Source organism: Streptomyces sp. NBC_01166 (assembly GCF_045039765.1).
Lineage (GTDB): Bacteria > Actinomycetota > Actinomycetes > Streptomycetales > Streptomycetaceae > Streptomyces.
On record NZ_CP108613.1, the window covers coordinates 7964312 to 7981143 of the forward strand.

General features: G+C 73.4%; 17 protein-coding genes. 8 read left to right on the plus strand and 9 right to left on the minus strand.

Annotated features, from left to right (window positions below; all coding sequences use genetic code 11):
• Positions 1-9 precede the first annotated feature (9 nt).
• The 6 genes from OG379_RS36025 (at position 10) to OG379_RS36050 (ending at position 6000) form a co-directional block, all read left to right on the plus strand.
• The gene (locus tag OG379_RS36025; protein WP_405667434.1) at positions 10-498 is read left to right on the plus strand and encodes a carboxymuconolactone decarboxylase family protein; all 489 of its coding nucleotides are present in this window, start codon (positions 10-12) and stop codon (positions 496-498) included.
• Between the two features lie 50 nt (positions 499-548).
• Complete coding sequence (locus OG379_RS36030) at positions 549-1088, plus strand: hypothetical protein (protein WP_405667435.1); 540 nt, start codon at positions 549-551, stop codon at positions 1086-1088.
• 223 nt (positions 1089-1311) lie between these two features.
• Positions 1312-2481, plus strand: a complete 1170-nt coding sequence (locus OG379_RS36035) for a polyprenyl synthetase family protein (protein ID WP_405667436.1) — start codon at positions 1312-1314, stop codon at positions 2479-2481.
• The gene (crtI, locus tag OG379_RS36040; RefSeq protein WP_405667437.1) at positions 2478-4013 is read left to right on the plus strand and encodes a phytoene desaturase family protein; all 1536 of its coding nucleotides are present in this window, start codon (positions 2478-2480) and stop codon (positions 4011-4013) included. The genes OG379_RS36035 and crtI overlap by 4 nt, the downstream gene beginning before the upstream one ends.
• Positions 4010-4996 carry a phytoene/squalene synthase family protein gene (locus OG379_RS36045; RefSeq protein WP_405667439.1) on the plus strand — a complete coding sequence of 329 codons (987 nt, stop codon included), beginning with the start codon at positions 4010-4012 and terminating at the stop codon, positions 4994-4996. The genes crtI and OG379_RS36045 overlap by 4 nt, the downstream gene beginning before the upstream one ends.
• The gene (locus OG379_RS36050) at positions 4993-6000 is read left to right on the plus strand and encodes a DUF5914 domain-containing protein (RefSeq protein WP_405667440.1); all 1008 of its coding nucleotides are present in this window, start codon (positions 4993-4995) and stop codon (positions 5998-6000) included. The genes OG379_RS36045 and OG379_RS36050 overlap by 4 nt, the downstream gene beginning before the upstream one ends.
• A gap of 3 nt (positions 6001-6003) precedes the next feature.
• Here OG379_RS36050 and OG379_RS36055 read toward each other — a convergent pair whose 3' ends face one another.
• The 6 genes from OG379_RS36055 to OG379_RS36080 form a co-directional block, all read right to left on the minus strand.
• On the minus strand, positions 6004-7566 hold the full coding sequence (locus tag OG379_RS36055; RefSeq protein ID WP_405667441.1) for an FAD-dependent oxidoreductase: 1563 nt from the start codon (positions 7564-7566) through the stop codon (positions 6004-6006).
• Positions 7563-8297 (minus strand): class I SAM-dependent methyltransferase, encoded by a 735-nt coding sequence (locus OG379_RS36060; protein WP_405667442.1) that lies wholly within the window; start codon positions 8295-8297, stop codon positions 7563-7565. The genes OG379_RS36055 and OG379_RS36060 overlap by 4 nt, the downstream gene beginning before the upstream one ends.
• Complete coding sequence (locus tag OG379_RS36065; protein WP_405667443.1) at positions 8294-9502, minus strand: lycopene cyclase family protein; 1209 nt, start codon at positions 9500-9502, stop codon at positions 8294-8296. Before OG379_RS36065 ends, OG379_RS36060 begins: the two co-directional genes overlap by 4 nt.
• Complete coding sequence (locus tag OG379_RS36070; protein WP_405667444.1) at positions 9499-10764, minus strand: NAD(P)/FAD-dependent oxidoreductase; 1266 nt, start codon at positions 10762-10764, stop codon at positions 9499-9501. Before OG379_RS36070 ends, OG379_RS36065 begins: the two co-directional genes overlap by 4 nt.
• 137 nt (positions 10765-10901) lie before the next feature.
• A complete protein-coding gene (locus OG379_RS36075; protein ID WP_393759736.1) occupies positions 10902-11132 on the minus strand; it encodes a DUF2945 domain-containing protein in 231 nt (76 codons plus the stop codon).
• Positions 11133-11237: 105 nt separating this feature from the next.
• Entirely contained in the window at positions 11238-12761 is a 1524-nt protein-coding gene (locus OG379_RS36080) for an alpha/beta fold hydrolase (protein ID WP_405667446.1), read from the minus strand.
• Between the two features lie 92 nt (positions 12762-12853).
• On the opposite strand from OG379_RS36080, the gene OG379_RS36085 reads away from it, so the two are divergent.
• A complete protein-coding gene (locus OG379_RS36085; protein ID WP_405667447.1) occupies positions 12854-13813 on the plus strand; it encodes a MerR family transcriptional regulator in 960 nt (319 codons plus the stop codon).
• 19 nt (positions 13814-13832) lie between these two features.
• On the opposite strand, the gene OG379_RS36090 is transcribed toward OG379_RS36085, so the two are convergent.
• Both OG379_RS36090 and OG379_RS36095 read right to left on the minus strand, forming a co-directional pair.
• Entirely contained in the window at positions 13833-14426 is a 594-nt protein-coding gene (locus OG379_RS36090; RefSeq protein ID WP_405667449.1) for a short chain dehydrogenase, read from the minus strand.
• Positions 14427-14546: 120 nt separating this feature from the next.
• Complete coding sequence (locus OG379_RS36095; protein ID WP_393759728.1) at positions 14547-14975, minus strand: hypothetical protein; 429 nt, start codon at positions 14973-14975, stop codon at positions 14547-14549.
• Positions 14976-15131: 156 nt separating this feature from the next.
• Here OG379_RS36095 and OG379_RS36100 point away from each other — a divergent pair, with 156 nt between their 5' ends.
• The gene (locus tag OG379_RS36100) at positions 15132-15419 is read left to right on the plus strand and encodes a DUF4190 domain-containing protein (protein WP_405667451.1); all 288 of its coding nucleotides are present in this window, start codon (positions 15132-15134) and stop codon (positions 15417-15419) included.
• A 63-nt stretch (positions 15420-15482) separates the two neighbouring features.
• Here OG379_RS36100 and OG379_RS36105 read toward each other — a convergent pair whose 3' ends face one another.
• The gene (locus OG379_RS36105) at positions 15483-16694 is read right to left on the minus strand and encodes a phosphatidylserine/phosphatidylglycerophosphate/cardiolipin synthase family protein (protein ID WP_393759724.1); all 1212 of its coding nucleotides are present in this window, start codon (positions 16692-16694) and stop codon (positions 15483-15485) included.
• Positions 16695-16832 lie beyond the last annotated feature (138 nt).

The following is a 16832-nucleotide window of genomic DNA, read 5'->3' on the forward strand; positions in this document are numbered from 1 at the left end:
AGTCCAGGAATGAACGGTACCGAGGCGGAGCGTACGAAGAAGCGGGTCTACGTGGACAAGCAGAGTCCCGAGGCCTACAAGGCTCTCACCGCCACGGCCGAAGCGGTGCGCACGGTCGCCCAAAAGGCGGGGCTCGACCGCACCCTGGTCGAACTGGTCAACCTCCGGGTGTCACAGATCAACGGCTGCGCGTACTGCCTGGACGTCCACACCAGGGCCGCGCTGCGTGCGGGCGAGACGACCCAGCGGCTGGGAGTGCTGGCCGCCTGGCGTGACACCGAGGTGTTCACAGCGCAGGAGCGTGCGGCCCTTGCCCTGGCCGAGGCGACCACCCACCCCGCCGACGCCGCCCTGCAGGAGGACGCCTACTCCACGGCACGCCTCACCCTGTCCGACGACGAGACGGCCGCGGTGATCTGGGTGGCCGTCACCATCAACGCCTTCAACCGAGTGTCCATCATGAGCAAGCACCCCGTGCGGGGTGTCCCCCGGCAGTGAGGCGGCCACGCTCCCTTCCGGCAGCGGCCCCGGGCCGCCATGCTGGAGCCGTGACCGAGGACGCGAGAGCCGATGTCTTTCACTGGGAGATGTACCGGAACGACAGTCCGGGGCGGCGTGACCTCAGCTCCGGCATCGTCGTGACGCTCGGGCACGTCCTGACCGTGGGCGCGGTCAGCGTGGCCGAGCCCGTGGCCGGGCTGATCCTCGGGGGCGTGTTCACGCTCTTCTGGGGGAGCCTCCTGCTGCCGCCCTGGATACGCGACCGCCGCTCCGTCGTGGCGGTGGACATCAGGCCCGGCCCGCCCGCGGTGGTGGTGCTGCGCAGGCACAACGGCGCGGAGATCACCCGCCCCCTCGACGATGTGACGGACCTGCGGCCGCTCACCGTGGGACACCGGTCCGTGGACGGCGGCGGCAGCGAGGTCCTGGAGCTCCGGGCCGGCCGCAAGGTCTACCGCACGCGGGCGGCGTTCAACCCGCCGGCGAACGACGTACAGCTGCTGGAGAACGCGCTGCGGAAGGCCCGCCCCCGGATAAGGGTCCACCGGCACGAGGATCGTACGTCCTGGGTGTCCGACAGCGGCTGACCCCTAGGCCGACAGCTCCGTACGCGCTCCCGGAACCCCCGGGGCGCCGAGCCGCTCCGCCGCGCCCGGATGTCCCCCTTCGGCGCCATGGTTCCGCCCGCCGTCCGGGTGAAGTCCGCTCCGAACAGGCCGGGCGGCGGGCAGGCATAGGGGCATCCGCGGTCCTCGCGGCCGGAACCAGCGGTGGACGCGGAAGCGGACAACCGAGCGAAAGGGGCTGTCCATGCTCGGTCCACGGGCGACGCGGGCAGGAACCGGCGGCGGCTCCGGGCCCCGCCCCGACCTCGGCGGAGGCCTCCGCCCGGGCGGTCTCCCGCACTCGGCGGACGAGGCGGCCGCGGCCGTCGACGCCGTCCTCGCGGAGCATCTGCACACCAGGCTCCGGGAGGCCCGGCGCGTGGACGCCGTGTTCGCCGAGGAGGTGGCCTCCCGGGTCGCCGCGTTCGTCCTGAACGGCGGCAAACGGCTGCGGACAGCCTTCGTCCGGTGCGGATGGCTGGCCGCCGGGGGCTCCGGCGACCCCGGGACCCCGCTGCGCATCGGCGCCGCCCTGGAACTGCTTCAGGCCTGCGCACTGGTCCACGACGACGTCATGGACGAATCGCCGGTACGCCGGGGCGCACCCGCGGTGCACGCGGACTTCGCGCACATGCACCGGACGAGCCGCATGCGCGGTTCCGCCGCGTCCTTTTCGGGGACCGCCGCGGTGCTCGCCGGAGACCTGGCGCTGGCGTGGGCCGACGATCTGTTCACCGAGACCGCCCTGGCCTCCCCGTACGGCGAGGAGCTTCACCGGGAGTGGCAGGCGATGCGCGGCGAGATGGTCGCCGGGCAGTACCTGGACATGCGGGCCCAGGCGACCGGCTCCTCCGACCTCGACCGGGCCAGGAACATCGCGACGCTCAAGAGCGCGCTCTACACCGTGGAGCGGCCGCTCGCGCTGGGCGCGGCACTGGCGGGCGCCGATGCCCGCGTCATGGACGGGCTGCGGTCCGCCGGACGCTGCGCGGGACTCGCCTTCCAGCTGCGTGACGACCTGCTGGGCGCTTTCGGGGACCCCGCGGTCACGGGAAAGTCCTCGGACGAGGACCTGCGGGCGGGCAAGCTCACCTGTCTCCTCGCCGTCGCACTCCGGCGCGCCGCCGAGTCGGGCGACACCGAGGCCTTGGCCGTACTCGGTGCGGAAGGCGGCGGTGGAGGGACGGTCGACCGGATGCGTGCCGCTCTGGAACGTACCGGCGCGCGGGCGGTGGTGGAGGAGGAGATCGCCGAGCTCTCGGCGTCGAGTCTGCGTCACTTCGCGGCCGCCGGGACGGACGCCCGTGCCCGGCAGGAGTTCGCCGCGCTGGTGGCCAGGGCCGTGGGCACCACCCGTGACGGGGAGGGCGCATGAAAACCGTGTCAGGCCCCACGGACCATGTGGTGGTGGTCGGCGCCGGCCTGTCCGGCCTCGCCGCCGCCCTGCACCTGCTCGGCGCGGGACGCCGGGTGACCGTCGTCGAACAGGGCTCCGGCCCCGGGGGCCGCGCGGGACGGGTGGAACTCGGCGGATACCGGATCGACACCGGGCCGACGGTGCTGACCATGCCGCACCTGGCCGACGAGGCCTTTGCCGCTGTCGGGGACAGCCTCCACCGGCGCGTGGAGCTGATTCCGCTGCATCCGGCCTACCGGGCCCGCTTCGCGGACGGAAGTCTGCTGGACGTCCATACGGACGGCGACGCCATGGAGGCCGAGGTCCGCCGCTTCGCCGGGGGAGCGGAGGCTGCGGGGTACCGCAGGCTGCGCCGCTGGCTGGAGCGGATGTACCGGGCGCAGATGCACCGCTTCATCGACACCAACTTCGACTCGCCCTTCCAGCTCCTGCACCCGGACCTCGCCCGGCTGGCGGCCCTGGGCGGCTTCGGCCGGCTCGACCCGCAGATCGGCAGATTCCTCTCGGACCCACGGCTGCGCCGGGTGTTCTCCTTCCAGGCGCTGTACGCGGGAGTCGCCCCGGCCCGTGCACTCGCCGCCTACGCCGTCATCGCCTACATGGACACGGTCGCGGGCGTCTGGTTCCCGAAGGGCGGCATGTACGCACTGCCCCGGGCGATGGCGGACGCGGCCGCCGGCGCGGGAGGAGAGTTCCGCTGGTCGGCCGAGGTGACCGGGCTGGAGCGCGCCGCCGGGCGGGTACGGGCCGTCCGGCTGGCCTCGGGCGAGCGGATCGCCTGCGACGCGGTCGTCCTGACACCGGATCTCCCCGTGGCCCACCGGCTTCTGGGCCGCGCACCCCGACGCCCCGTGCCGCTGCGTCACGCGCCGTCGGCCGTGGTCCTGCACGCCGGCACGGACCGCACCTGGCCCGAACTGGCGCACCACACGCTCTCCTTCGGTGCCGCCTGGGAGCGCACGTTCGACGAACTCACCCGGTCGGGACGGGTGATGAGTGACCCGTCGCTGCTGATCACCCGTCCGACGACGCACGACCCGTCACTGGCCCCGGAGGGCAGACACCTGCACTACGTCCTGGCCCCGTGCCCCAACACCACGACGGGCCCGTCGGCAGGCACCTGGCGTGGCCTGGGGCCACGCTACCGGGACGCCCTGCTGGCGGAGCTGGAGCGGCGGGGTCTCGACGGCTTCGAGGCGTCCATGGACCGGGAGCTGCTGGTCACGCCGGTGGACTGGACCGCCCAGGGCCACGCGGCGGGCACCCCGTTCTCCGTGTCCCACACCTTCGCGCAGACCGGCCCCTTCCGGCCACGCAACCTCGTACGCGGCTACGACAACGTCGTCCTCGCCGGGTGCGGGACCACACCCGGGGTGGGCGTGCCGACCGTACTCGTCAGCGGCAAGCTCGCCGCGGCCCGCATCACCGGCCTCCCCTCCGCGAAGAGCACGCACCGTCGACCCCCCGTTCTCGAAGGGCAGAGCCGATGAACCACCGTGAACTGGACGCCGCAGGGATCACCGGGCCCGCCCTGCGCGCCGCGTACGCCCGGTGCAGGCAGCTAAACGCGCAGCACGGCCGGACGTACTTCCTCGCCACCCGGCTGCTGCCGCTCGAACGCCGCAGCCCCGTACACGCGTTGTACGGCTTCGCCCGGTGGGCCGACGACATCGTGGACGACCTGGACCGCCGGCAGCCCGCCACCGAACGCGACCGCCTGCTGCGTCTGCTGGAGAGCGACCTGGCCCACGGCCTGCGTACCGGGGGCGGGGAGGAACCCGTGGTCATGGCCGTGGCGGACACCGCACGCCGCTACGCCATCGACCACGGGCTGTTCGCCGACTTCCTGGTGTCCATGCGCAGCGACCTGACGGTCACCGACTATCCGACGTACGCCGATCTGTGCGCCTACACGCACGGTTCGGCAGGGGTGATCGGCCTCCAGATGCTGCCCGTGCTCGGCACGGTCGTGGCCCGTGAGGAGGCGGCTCCGCACGCGGCGGCGCTCGGCGTGGCCTTCCAGCTGACCAACTTCCTGAGGGACGTGGGCGAGGACCTGGACCGGGGGCGTGTCTATCTGCCGGCGGACCTGCTCGCCGCCCACGGTGTGGACCGACGCCTGCTGGAGTGGAGCCGCCGCACCGGGCGGCACGATCCGCGCCTGCGGGCCGCCTTCGCCGAAGCCGACGGGCTGATCCGCTCCGTGTACCGCGAAGCGGAGCCGGGCATCGCCATGCTGGAGCCGCGGGCGCGTCCCTGCATCCGTACGGCCTTCGTCCTCTACAGGGGCATCCTGGACGCGATCGCCGCCGACGACTACCGGGTGACGCACCGTCGCGCCGTGGTGCCGCGCCGGCGGCGGGCCGCCACCGCGGCGGGCGGACTCGTGCGGATCCTCGGGGCGCGGATGCGGACCCGCCCGCCCGCCGCCGTGCCGGACACGGTCGCCGGGGCGGAGGGATCCCCGCGATGAACACCCGCCGGAGAAGCAGGCCGTGGACGTCACCCCTGCGGGTGGGGCGCGCGCCCCGCTGGGAACGGCAGGCACCCACCTGGCGCGAGGCGAAGCCCACCGTGATCGCCGACGCTCTGAAGCGGGCCACCGCCCGCCCGTCGGGCAACTGGTACGCCGTCGGGGCCTCCCGGGCGATCGGGGCGCGGGACCGCCCGTACGGCCGGACGATCGCCGGACTGGAAGTCGTCCTGTGGCGGGCCGAGGACGGGGCGCTGCGCGCCGGCCCGGGGGAGTGCCCCCACCTGGGAGCCCCGCTGCGCGACAGCCGCGTGGTGTGCGGGACGCTCCTGTGCCGCTGGCACGGCCTGGCCCTGGACGGCGGGCCGTTCGCCGGGTGGGAACCGTACCCGGTGTACGACGACGGGGTCCTGGTCTGGGTGCGACTGGACCGGGCCGGGGGAGAGCCGGCGCTGGACCGCCCGGTCGTGCCGCCCAGGCCGCGACCGGTGGACGCGGTGGACGCGGTGTTCACGGCCGTGGGCCGGTGCGAGCCCGAGGACGTGGTCGCCAACCGGCTCGACCCCTGGCACGGTTCGTGGTTCCACCCGTACGCGTTCGTCGGACTGAAGGTGGCCGGCACCCCCGAGGACGGCGGGGGCGACGGGTTCGCCGTCGACGTGTCGTTCAAGGTCGCCGGCCGCCTGGTGGTGCCGGTGCGGGCGGTGTTCACCGCGCCCGGACCGCGCACGGTGGTCATGCACATCACCGACGGGGAGGGTGCCGGGTCGGTGGTGGAGACCCACGCCACGCCGCTCACCGCGCCCGGCGCCGCGGAACCGCGGACGGCGGTCGTCGAGGCGGTCGTCGCCGCTTCCGACCGGCGGGGATTCGCCCTGGCACGCGTCGCCGCGCCCGCCCTGCGCCCCCTGATGCGCCGGACCGCGGGCCGCCTCTGGAGGGACGACCTGGCCTACGCCGAGCGCCGGTGGTCGCTGCGGAGTGCCGGGCGCTTCCCCGGCTGACCGTCAGCGCCGCGCGGCCAGGCCGGCGAGGGCGCGCAGGGCCCGGGAGCGTCCGGCGCGCGGGACGGTCCAGAGCACCTGCCCCCGGACGCCCCAGCCGGCGAGGAGCGCGTTGGCGGCCAGGAAACCCGAGGTCGCGGCCCGCTCCATCAAGGCGACGGGGAGGCCGGTGCGGACCAGGTCGCCCGCAAGTGTGACGCGAGGGTGCGGCGTTCCCACGGCGGGCCGCCGACCGTAGCCGCCCACGGGGAAGACGGGGCAGTCGGCCCGCCATTCATGGCGTACGTCGACGACTCCGGCGTCCGCGGTCTCGGGATAGACCTCGTGCAGCCGGTCGACCATCCGGCGCTGGACCTGCTTCCGCTCGGCGCCCTCGTCGACCGCGTACGCGTGGAGTTCGACCACGGAGCCCCCTGTCCGCGCCGCCCAGCGGGCCGACTCGCCCTCCCAGCGGTCGAGGACGCTGATGTTGTCGAGCCCGTCGAAGCCGCTGGTGCCGAGGAACCCCGCACGGTCCTCGCGCACGGGGCGGTCGAGCCACAGCCGGGACACCAGGAACGGCGGCGCCGTGCGCAGGGACGCGATGTCCGCACGCCAGGACGCGTCCCCCAACTGCTCGGAGGCGCCCACGACATGGCGGAGGCCACGCGTGTCCAGTGCGAGGACCACGGCTTGGTGGCGGTCGGCCGCCCCTTCCGTCTCCACGGTCAGGTCCCCGCCGGCGGCCGGCCGGACGCGGTGGACCGGGGTGCCGGTGCGCACCTCGGTACCGAGCCGCCGCAGATAGCCGCCCAGCGGTTCCCAGAGCGCCTGGGGGAAGGGCTCGCGCGGCACGTCGAAGAGGAGTCCCTCGGACGACCCGAGGAAGTAGATGTGGAACATCAGCAGCAGTTCGGCGGCGGACAGTTCACGCGGGTCGGCGAAGAAGCTGCGGGAGAACACCTCGAAGGCCAGGTGGTGGGCCGCTTCGGGGAAGTTGATCCGGCGCAGGAACTCCTCGGCGCTGACCCCGTCGAAGCGTTCGTACACCTCGGGGACCCGCACGTCGAGGAGCGGCAGGGCCTCGCGGGGGTTCATCGCGGCGAGGTCGCGCCAGCCGAAGGCCGGACTGAGCGCCACGAATCCGAGCGCGCTCCACGGCGGGGTCCTCGGCACGCGGGCGAAGCTGTCCGACATCCCGTCCCGGTGCCGCAGCGGGTAGTCCGGCAGCGGGGTCAGCGCCGCCAGCCCGGGATCCGAACGGCGCAGCAACCCGCGCAGGTTGTAGTACTGCCGGAAGAACGCGTGGAAGCCGCGGCTCATCGTCACCCCGGAGCCGTCGGCGAGGCGGACGGGCCACCCGGCGAGACGGCCGCCGAGCGCCTCGCCCTGTTCGTACAGGGTCACCCGGACACCGCGTTCGGCGAGGGCGGTCGCCGCTGCGAGCCCGGCGAGGCCGCCGCCGATCACCGCGGCCGAAGGCGCATCGCCGGTGAAGCGCTCGCGCCCGGGCTCCGGCAGGAGCACCTCGGCCCGGCGGTCACGCCCGTGCCGGGCGGGACCGGGGCGGCGCCGGCGGGAGCTCATGACGCCTCGGGCCGTACGCCGTCCACGCCGCTCCGGGCCAGGAACGCATGGACGATGCCGGTCTGCCAGCCGCCGACGGGCACGGTCCGCACGAAGGGGAATCCGGCCCCGGCGATCCGTCGCTCGAAGACGGGCGCCGTGTCGAACGCCAGGACGCTGCGCCACAGGTGGTGGTACAGCGCGCGGTCGCCGGTCAGCGTGCCCGCCGGGACGATGACACCCCGGCAGACCGTGTTCCACACGGCCCGGTGCACGGGCGAGCCGCTGAGGCTGTACTCGTGGACCAGCAGACGGCCACCCGGCCGCAGGAGAGCGCGCACGGCATCGAGGACCGCACCCGGTTCGGCCACGTTGCGGAAGAGATAGGCGGCGAGGACGGCGTCGTACGAGCCGTCGTCGTCGGTGGTGGCGAGGTCCTCCGCGGACCGGTGCACGAAGCGGACGTTCGAGGGCCAGCGCTTCGCACGCGCCCGCTCCAGCATGCCCGCGGAGGCGTCGACCGCCGTGATCTCCGCGTAGGGGGCCGCCCGCAGCAGAGCCCGGGTGGACGCGCCCGTCCCGCAGCCGAGATCGAGCACCCGCTGTCCCCTTCCGCCGCGCGGCAGCCGTAGCCGGTGTGCCGAGCGGAGGAGGTCTGAGCGGTAGCCCGGATTCAGCGCGGTGAGCCGGTCGTACGTGTGCGACGCGTGATCGAAGGCGTGGGCCAGATCGTGGTCCCGCAGGAGGGTCATCGGGGGCTCTCTTCGGATCGGCCGGTGGCCCGGCGGGTGAGGAAGGGGAGTTCGGCCGCGGTGCGGAGCATCGGGACCACGGGCGTGCGCAGGCCGATCCCGAACTCCTCCCACGGCGTGCTCCCGCCGTCGAGGAAACGCAGCAGCCGCTCCATGGGAATGCGGCGGAAGAGGTCGGTGAAGAAGCGCGGCCCGTCCACACGCCCGGTGTCGAGGGCCCGGAGCAGCACGGCGTCCATGGCGAGCGCCCTGCGGCCGTGCGGCGGCGGCACCCCCGGGGACCCGCTGTGCAGGGCGGCGGCGATGGCGCGGCTCTGGCGCTGCACGGCCGCGAAGGTGTAGCCGGTCGCCGGCCGGGTGGCGCCCCCGGCGGCCCCGATACGGAAGACGGCGCGGCCGGTCCTGCGGGGGAAGCGTGCGTCGGTCATGGGGATGACGCCCTGCTCGGCCGACTCCACGACGAACCGGCCGAGGCGCAGGACCTCGCCCGTGTACTGCCGCAGGGCCGCCTCGTAGGCGGCCGTCGTGAGCGGGGCACGGGAGAACTCGGTGTACTCCACCAGCGCCAGGTCCGGTGCCAGCGGCAGCACGTAGCCGAACGCGAGGCCGTGGCGGGGTTGCGGAACCCGGAAGTCCATGAGGTCCGCCACGCCGGGGTCGAAGCGGGGGAGGGCAGTGCGCACGAACCAGCCCCGGAAGTGCTGCAGCAGCAGGGTGCGGTGCGGCGGTGTACGTCGCACAGGCCGCGAGTCGAAGACGTATCTGCCGCGCAGGGTGAGCGATCCGCCGTCGCCCGTCGTGCAGCGCACCTCGGCGCCGTCCGGTGTGTCGCTCACCTCGTGTGCGGTGGCACGCACGACGCGGGCCACCGGGCACGCCGCCAGCCGGGAGTGGACCAGCCGTTCGAAGGGGCCGGAGCGCACCATGCGGTAACGCAGGGGTGCGGGGTCCGACTCGATGACGCCGCCGCCCGGCTCCCGCACCCGCAGCCGCTCCCAGGAGGCGACGACGGCGTCCTCGAACTCGCCGGTGCCCGCCTCCCAGTAGCACCAGGTGCGCTCCGGAGGGCGTAGCGGCCCGTCGGGGGCCTCGACCAGCGTCACTGCCGTACCGGCCCCGACGAGCCGGTCGGCCAGGCAGAGTCCGGCGGCGCCGCCGCCCACGACGACGGCGTCGTCCACGCGCCCCCGGAAGCGTCCGGTCACGTCCCGGGGGTCCGCGCCGCCGCACGGTCGGCCAGCACCTCGCGGGCCGCCCTGCTCCCGGAGGCCAGCGCGCCCTGCACCGAGCCGGTGGCCCGGTGGTCCCCGCAGACGTACCGGCCCGGCGCGAAACGGGTCGTACGGCTCAGCGGCCAGGGAGGCCGCATGGCGGGCAGAGCGCCCTCCACGGTGTACGCGGCGACCGTGTCCCACGTGCTCGTGTCCACGTCGTACAGCTCGGCGAGGCGTGCGCGGACCGTCGTGTCCCCGCCGGGCGGGCCGGAGCCGAGCACGGAGGTCGACATCAGCGCCCTGCCCGGGGGAGCGTAGGTGGGGGCGACCTCGGTGAGGACACAGCTGTTCAGGACGGCGAGGCCGCTGTCCACCAGGAGGGTCGGCTCGGTCAGCGGTGACCGGTCGGCCGCGTGGTAGTACGTCGTCACCGTACGGCTGTCCGGTACCGGCAGGCCGGGCAGCAGACGGGCGGCCGCGGCGGAGTCGGTGGCCACCACGACGGAGGCGGCCGGCCGCTCACCGCCGTCGGCCAGGAGCACCCCGAAGTCCGTGACCTCGGCGACGGCCGCACCGAGCCGGAGGGCACCCTCCGGCAGCCCGGCGGCGAGCTGGGCCGGTACGGAGCCGATGCCCCGGGCCGGCAGGCAGAGCGTGCCGCGCGCCATGCTGCGCCAGACCAGGTGGAGGAAGCGCGCCGAGGTCTCCAGCCCCTCCTCCAGGAACACCCCGGAGAGGAACGGCCGCAGCAGGTCCTCGATCGCGCGCGGCGACAGCCCGGCCCGCACGAGCGCTTCCGACGCGGTGCGGTCGGGCATGCGTCCCAGGCGCTTCGCGGGAAGCAGGACGTCACGCGCGGTGAGTGCGGCGAGGGCCGCGAGGTCACGGGCCGGGAGTACACGTCCGGGCAGCAGCTGCGCCGCGTCCTCCGGCCGCCGGGTGGGGTCGGTGACCCGCACCCGCCCGGCGGGCGTACGGGCGATGAGACCGGGGGTGAACGGCCGCAGGCGCAGAGCGCGCAGGTCGAGGCGCCTCTTCACCTGTGGGTAGGAGGTGTTGAAGACCTGGAAGCCGCGGTCGAGGAGGAATCCGTCCTTGCGGTCCGTGCGCATCCGGCCGCCCACTCCGTCGGAGGCCTCCAGCAGCTCGACGCGGAGGCCGGCGCCGCACAGGTCGAGCGCGCAGGCCAGGCCCGCCAGGCCCGCGCCCACGACGACGGCGTCCGGTGCCGGCGGGTGCTGTCGGTTCGTCATCCGTGTCCCTCGGCTCGGTCCCCGTACGGCTGACGGGGTGTCAAGCCGATCACGTTCCGGGCTCCGAAGCCAGCAGCCGCCACGGGGATCGCCTCTTCGTGTGACCCGACTGCCCGCCCGTGGCCCCGTTCACCGGATCAGGAGCCGCCGCGCCTCTTCCGCAGGGCGTCGGGCCTGTGCACGGCGGACCGGCCGGACTTGTCGCTCTCCACCTCGTACTGCGGTTCCTCCTCGGAGGCGTCGACGGTCCGCCCCGCGGCACGGGTGCGGTCCGTGTGCTTCCCGGTGACCTTGCCCGTCACGTCCTGGCCGTGGCTCTTCCAGGCCACCTTGTCGCCCTTGCTCAGGTTGTCCTTCTTCTTCGTCACAGCAACCTCCTCGAACGGACGGCCGATCCCTGCGGCATCCACTCCAGCGTCGTGCAGATCGCACGGCCCCGCACCCGCTCGCTCGCCGTTCCCGGGGGGACTGGCTCAGGTCGTCAGGTGACGCAGAACGGTGCCCATGGCGCGGTGCACGGCGTCGCGTGACTCGTCGGTGCGGTCGATCGTCTCGAAGGCGTGGTGGCCGTTCGGCACGTCGACCACTTCGATGTCGGCCCCGCACCGGTATGCGGCGGTCAGGAACTCCTCCACGGTGACTGCGATGTCAGCGGTCTCCAGCCCGGCCCGGACGAGTACGAGAGGCAGAGACCCCGCGTGTGCGACCGCGTCCGACGGGTGGAACCGCCGGCCGAGCCGCCCCCAGTTCGGCAGCGGCGCCATGATGGGGTAGACGGCCGCCAGGCAACGCAGCCACGACGGCGGCTTCGCCATCCAGTCCGCGGTGAGCGGGCCGCTGCCGGAGAAGAACCACAGGGCGACACGGTCCGGGTCCACCCGTGGATCGGCCCGGACCCGTTCCACCGCGTCCGCCACGTCGGAGGCGGACCGCTCGTAGTCGGTCACGGCGTGCAGACGGTGGTCCAGGGTCACCCCCACCACTCCATGGTCGGCGGCGTACCGGGCGTATCCCGTGAGGACCGGCCAGTCCCGGGGGGTGGGGCGTGCCTCTGCGGGCACCGGGCCGCCGTGGACGAACACCACCGCCGGACGGGGGCCGTCGGCGCCGGGCGGCAGATACAGATCGATGTCGTCCGTCCGCTCGCGCGGCAGCTCGGGCACGTCCAGCAGGAACGGCAGCAGGTGCGAGGGCGGCTTCGTCGCGTCCACCGGAGTCAGCCGCTGCCCCTCGCCCGCCGCGGCCTTGAGCAGCGTCACCGCCAGTGCCGTGGGGCTCGACAGCATCGGCCAGTGACCCGTGGGCAGTTCGAAGAAGGTGACCCGAGGGCCGGTCAGCGCCCGCAGGCTGGGTTCGCCGAGGTCCACACGGGCCTGGACCATCGCGATGCTCGCTCCGTTGCCGGTGCACAGCACCCCGGCCATGGGCACCGCGGCCGCCGCACCCGTCAGCCGCAGTGGCTGGAGCAGCGTGCCCAGGGGGTGCGGCGAGGCGAGTGCCGTGAGCCGGTCGAGCGCCGTGCCGGGCACGTCCGCGGTGCTGCCCCAGAGCTGCCACGCGTCACGGGCCGGAGGTGGCAGCGCCGCGCCGTGCGTCCCGCCCTCGGCGGCCCGCAGCGCATCCTCGCGCGTACGCTGGTCGGCCACGGCGGCCAGGGCCGGGACACCGTCCTGGGGCAGCCCGGAGTCCAGGTACACGATCCGGGCGACCGACTCCGCCCGCCGGTCGGCGGCTCCCACGACCGGATGGATGCCGTAGTCGTGACCGACCAGCACGATCTCCTGTCCCGCCCCCTGTCCGACCGAGTCGATCACCGCGAGGACGTCCGCGATGTGCGTCTCCAGGTCGATGTCCGTACCGGCGGACGGGCGGGCCCCGCCGAGCCCGGTCAGGGACACCGCATGGACCTCGGCACCCGCCGAGGCCAGCCGCGCGGCTGTCTCGTCCCACACGTGCGGGCCGGTGAACACACCGGACACCAGGATGAACGCGGTCATGGTCTCTCCTCGATACGCCGTCGTCGGCGGACCGGCCGGATCGGCCGGCCCTCTCGCGGGTACCGTAGGAACTCCCCCTGAGGGAGGTTCAAGTGTTCTCGTCGTACGACGGACTGTGCGGCATCGGTGAACTCGCCGAGCGGGCGGGAGTCAGCGTCAAGACGGTCCGCTTCTACTCCGACAACGGCCTGCTGCCGGAGGCGTCCCGCAGCGCCGGCGGTCACCGGAGGTACGGCCCCGACTCCCTCGAGCGGCTACGGATGATCCGTTCCCTGCGCACCATGGACCTGCCGGTCTCCGCGGTGCGCCGCGTCCTGGACGAGGAGGAGGCCGCGGGGCGTGCGGGCGGAGCCCTGGAGGACGCCGTCGCGGGGCAGTTGCGCGAACTGGGCTCCCAGCTGAGGGCGCTGCGCTGGCGAGAGGCGGCGCTCCGCTCGGTGCAGGAGTGCCCGGCGGCCGAACGCCCGGACCGGCTGCGCCTGATCGGCGCTGTGACCGCGCCGCCGGACACCGCACCACTGGCCCGCTTCTGGCGCGGCTGGCTGCCGCCGCGCATGCCGGCCAGGGCCGTCACCGCGTTTCTGGAGGTCGCGGTACCGCAGCCACCCGAGGATCCCGGCCCGGCGCAGGTGCTCGCCTTCGCCCGGCTGTACGCGATGGTGTCCCGCCCGTGCGGCGGGGACGAGCCGACCCAGCCCCACGCGCACAGAGCCGCGGGAGCCCGTGCGTCGGCCGTGCTGTACGCCGGCCTGGCCGAGGCGTACGACCTCGCGGCCACCGAGATGCGCCAGGACAGGGCGCCCTGCCCCGGCCAGGCGCTGGACGGCTTCGTGGACGCGTACGCGAGCGCCCGGAACACGGCGGACACCCCGGGCTTCCGCCGCGCTCTCGCCCAACAGCTCGCCGCCGACCCGCGCATCGACCGGTACTGGGAACTGACGGCCGAGCTGGTCAGCCCACCGGCGGGCCGGCCCGAGCCGACACCCGGGTCGGCGCACGACTGGCTTCTCGCCGCCCTCGAGTCCCAGTCGGGGACCGCGCCGACCGCCTAGGACCGTCGAGCGGGCAGGTTCACGGACGTACGGTCAGGCCCTGCGCGGTGCCTTCCACGACCGTCACATAGGCGCGGGCGACCTCGGAGACGGGCGTGCCGCCCGCCCCGTCCGCGCCCATGCTCTCCAGGGTCTCCTTGATCCAGCCGGGGCTGATGAGATTCAGACGCAGATTCCTCGGCAGCTCAGCAGCCGCGTTGCGGACGAAGCCCTCCAGGCCGGTGTTGACGAGCGCCCCCAGCGAGCCGCCGGCCAGCGGGGCGGAGAAGGTGCCTCCGGTCAGCGTGACCGAGCCGCCGTCCCGCAGATGACGGACGGCTCGCCGGACGAGTGCGACCTGGCCCAGCAGCTTGCCCCGCACCCCGTCGGTGAACTCCGCGTCCGTCACCGAGGCCAGATCCACCAGCGGGCCGTTGGCGGCGCAGCACACCACCGCGTCGAGGTCCGGCAGGTCACCGAAGAGCGCGTCCAGCGAGGAGGGGTCCTCCAGGTCGACCTTCACCGGGCCACTGCGGGAGGCCTTGACGACCTGATGAGAGGTGTCGGAAGCCTCCAACGCGTGGGCCACAGCGCTGCCGATCGTCCCGGTCGCACCGATCACAAGTACCTTCATGCCGCCGATCATGTCAGCGAAGCCTGTTCGGGCGCCCGGAAATACTCAGCACGGCTGACGGCGGTCAGCCGTCGGGGCGGATGCACCATCCGCCCCGACGGCCCTCCCGCACGCGCATTCTCACTGCGGTCGTCCCAGCGCCCAGCCCGTCACATCGGCCAGACGCCCGCGCCAGAGGGGCAGTCGCAGGGACCCAGCCCCACCGAGGACCAATGTGGCGTCTCTCAGATGAATCCAGCGCGGCAGCTGCGTCGTGCCCTCCCCGGTGCTCAGCTCTCTGATCCCCTGGTCCACCGTCTCCGGGAACTCCGCTATCAGATTCGCTCCCTCACCCTCGACCTGGCGCAGGCTCCGCGCCCAGTCCGCCTTCCAGGCCTCGTGGCCGATCACGTCTCCGTGGAGGACGCCACCGGCCAGGGTGAGGGTGATCGGCAGGCCGGACCGCATTTCTCTGTCCAGTAGTTGGATCAGCAGCTGGAGCTGCAGATCGGGCACGGGCTCCGTCATCACCGCGGTCGTCTCCGGCCGTGTCTCGACAGACTCGCTCATGGACCACTCCCTTCACCTGACAAGCGGCAGGTGACAGCCCGTATGCCCCGGGCGGCAGCTGTCACACCCCCAGGAACCGGGTGATTGGGGCATCGCAGGAGGGGCACCCGCACTTCACCGTAAGCACACAGCACGATGAACCGACGGGAGAGAGTGATGTCGCACTACGACAGTTCGTCCATGGCCACTCCCAGGTCCGGGACCAATGGTCTCGCCGTGGCGAGCCTGGTCTGCGGAATCGTGGGGCTCGTCTTCTTCAGCGTGATCCTCGGCCCGGTCGCCATCGCTCTCGGCGCCTTCGGCCTGCGTCAGGTGGCCGCGAAGGGCGGTGCCGGGATGGCGAAGGCCGGACTCGTCCTCGGCATCATCGACGTGATCCTCTTCGTCGTCCTGATGGCCGTGGCCGCCTCGTCCGGCGGCTTCAGCTGGTACGTCGGCGGCTGACCGGCCGCGCGGGAAGCACGGATGCGCCACCACGGCTCGTGGTGGCGCATCCGTATGTACGCGTCACAGCCACCGGCGGATCGGCAGCACCGCGGCCTCCCGGATCCTCTGCGCGGGCGAGCGGCGCTTCCACCGCGCACCGTCGATCAGGGTGCTCCGCTCCACGTCCTCATCGAAGTGACCGTCGAGCGTCGCGGTGAACTCCCGGTCCAGCACGGCGAGCATCACCTCTTCGTCGTGGTCGAGGGAACGGCGGTTGAAGTTCGTCGAGCCGATCAGTGAGGCGATACCGTCCACCGTCAGCGTCTTGGTGTGGAGCATGGTCGGCTGATACTGGTAGATCTTCACACCGCAGGCGGTGAGCTCCTCGTAGTGGTGCTGCCCGGCGAGCCTGCACACCCGCTTGTCCGTGTGCGGCCCGGGGAGCAGGATCTCCACCTCGACGCCCCGGCGGGCCGCGTCGCACAGCACACCGATGAAGTACGGGTCGGGCGCGAAGTACGCCGTGGAGAGCCGGACCCGCTCCTCGGCCGACTCCAGAACGACGCGCAGCAGGGTCTGCATGTCCTGCCAGCCGAAGCCGGCGGAGCCTCGCACCACCTGGACCACGGCGTCGCCGTGATCCGTGGCGTCGACGAACCTGTCCCGATCGGTGAACAGCTCGTCGTGGCACTCCGCCCAGTTCTGCGCGAACGCGGCGGCCAGTCCGTCCACGGCCGGGCCCTGTACCCGCACGTGGGTGTCGCGCCACTCGTTCTCGTCACGGGCGTCGCCGCACCATTCCTCGGCTATCCCGACCCCGCCGGTGAACGCCGTCTCCTCGTCCGTGATGAGGACCTTGCGATGGCAGCGGTGGTTCTGCTTGAGCGGCGAGAGATACAGCGGCTTGCGGAACCACGCCACCTCCACCCCGGCCTCGTCCATCATCGCCAGCTGGCCCTTCTCGATGAGCCGCGAGCCGAACCCGTCCAGCAGCAGCCGCACCCGCACTCCGGCGCGCGCCCGCTCCGACAGCGCCTCGGCGAACTCGCGGGCGATGTCCCCGCGCCAGTACACGAACGTCATCATGTCCACGGTGTGTTCCGCACCACGGATGGACTCCAGCATCGACGCGAAGATCTGGTCCCCGTTGCGGAGCGGAACGAGCTTGTTGCCCTCGGTCGCGGCTATGCCGATGAGACGTTCCAGCCGCCGCCGGAGCCGTTGCGCCCGCGCGGCGTAGAGGTCGGCATCGGATCTGTCGTGCGTGGACCGCTCATCTATGTGGCTGGACATCTCTCACCTGGTGGACCTGGGGCGACTGGGCAGGGCGACTGTACTCCTGAAGAGCGCGCACTCCGCCACGGCCCACTGAGGTCCGGCCACCTGCAGGCCGGCGGACGGTTCCGGGGCCCGACGCGCGACGGGACACTT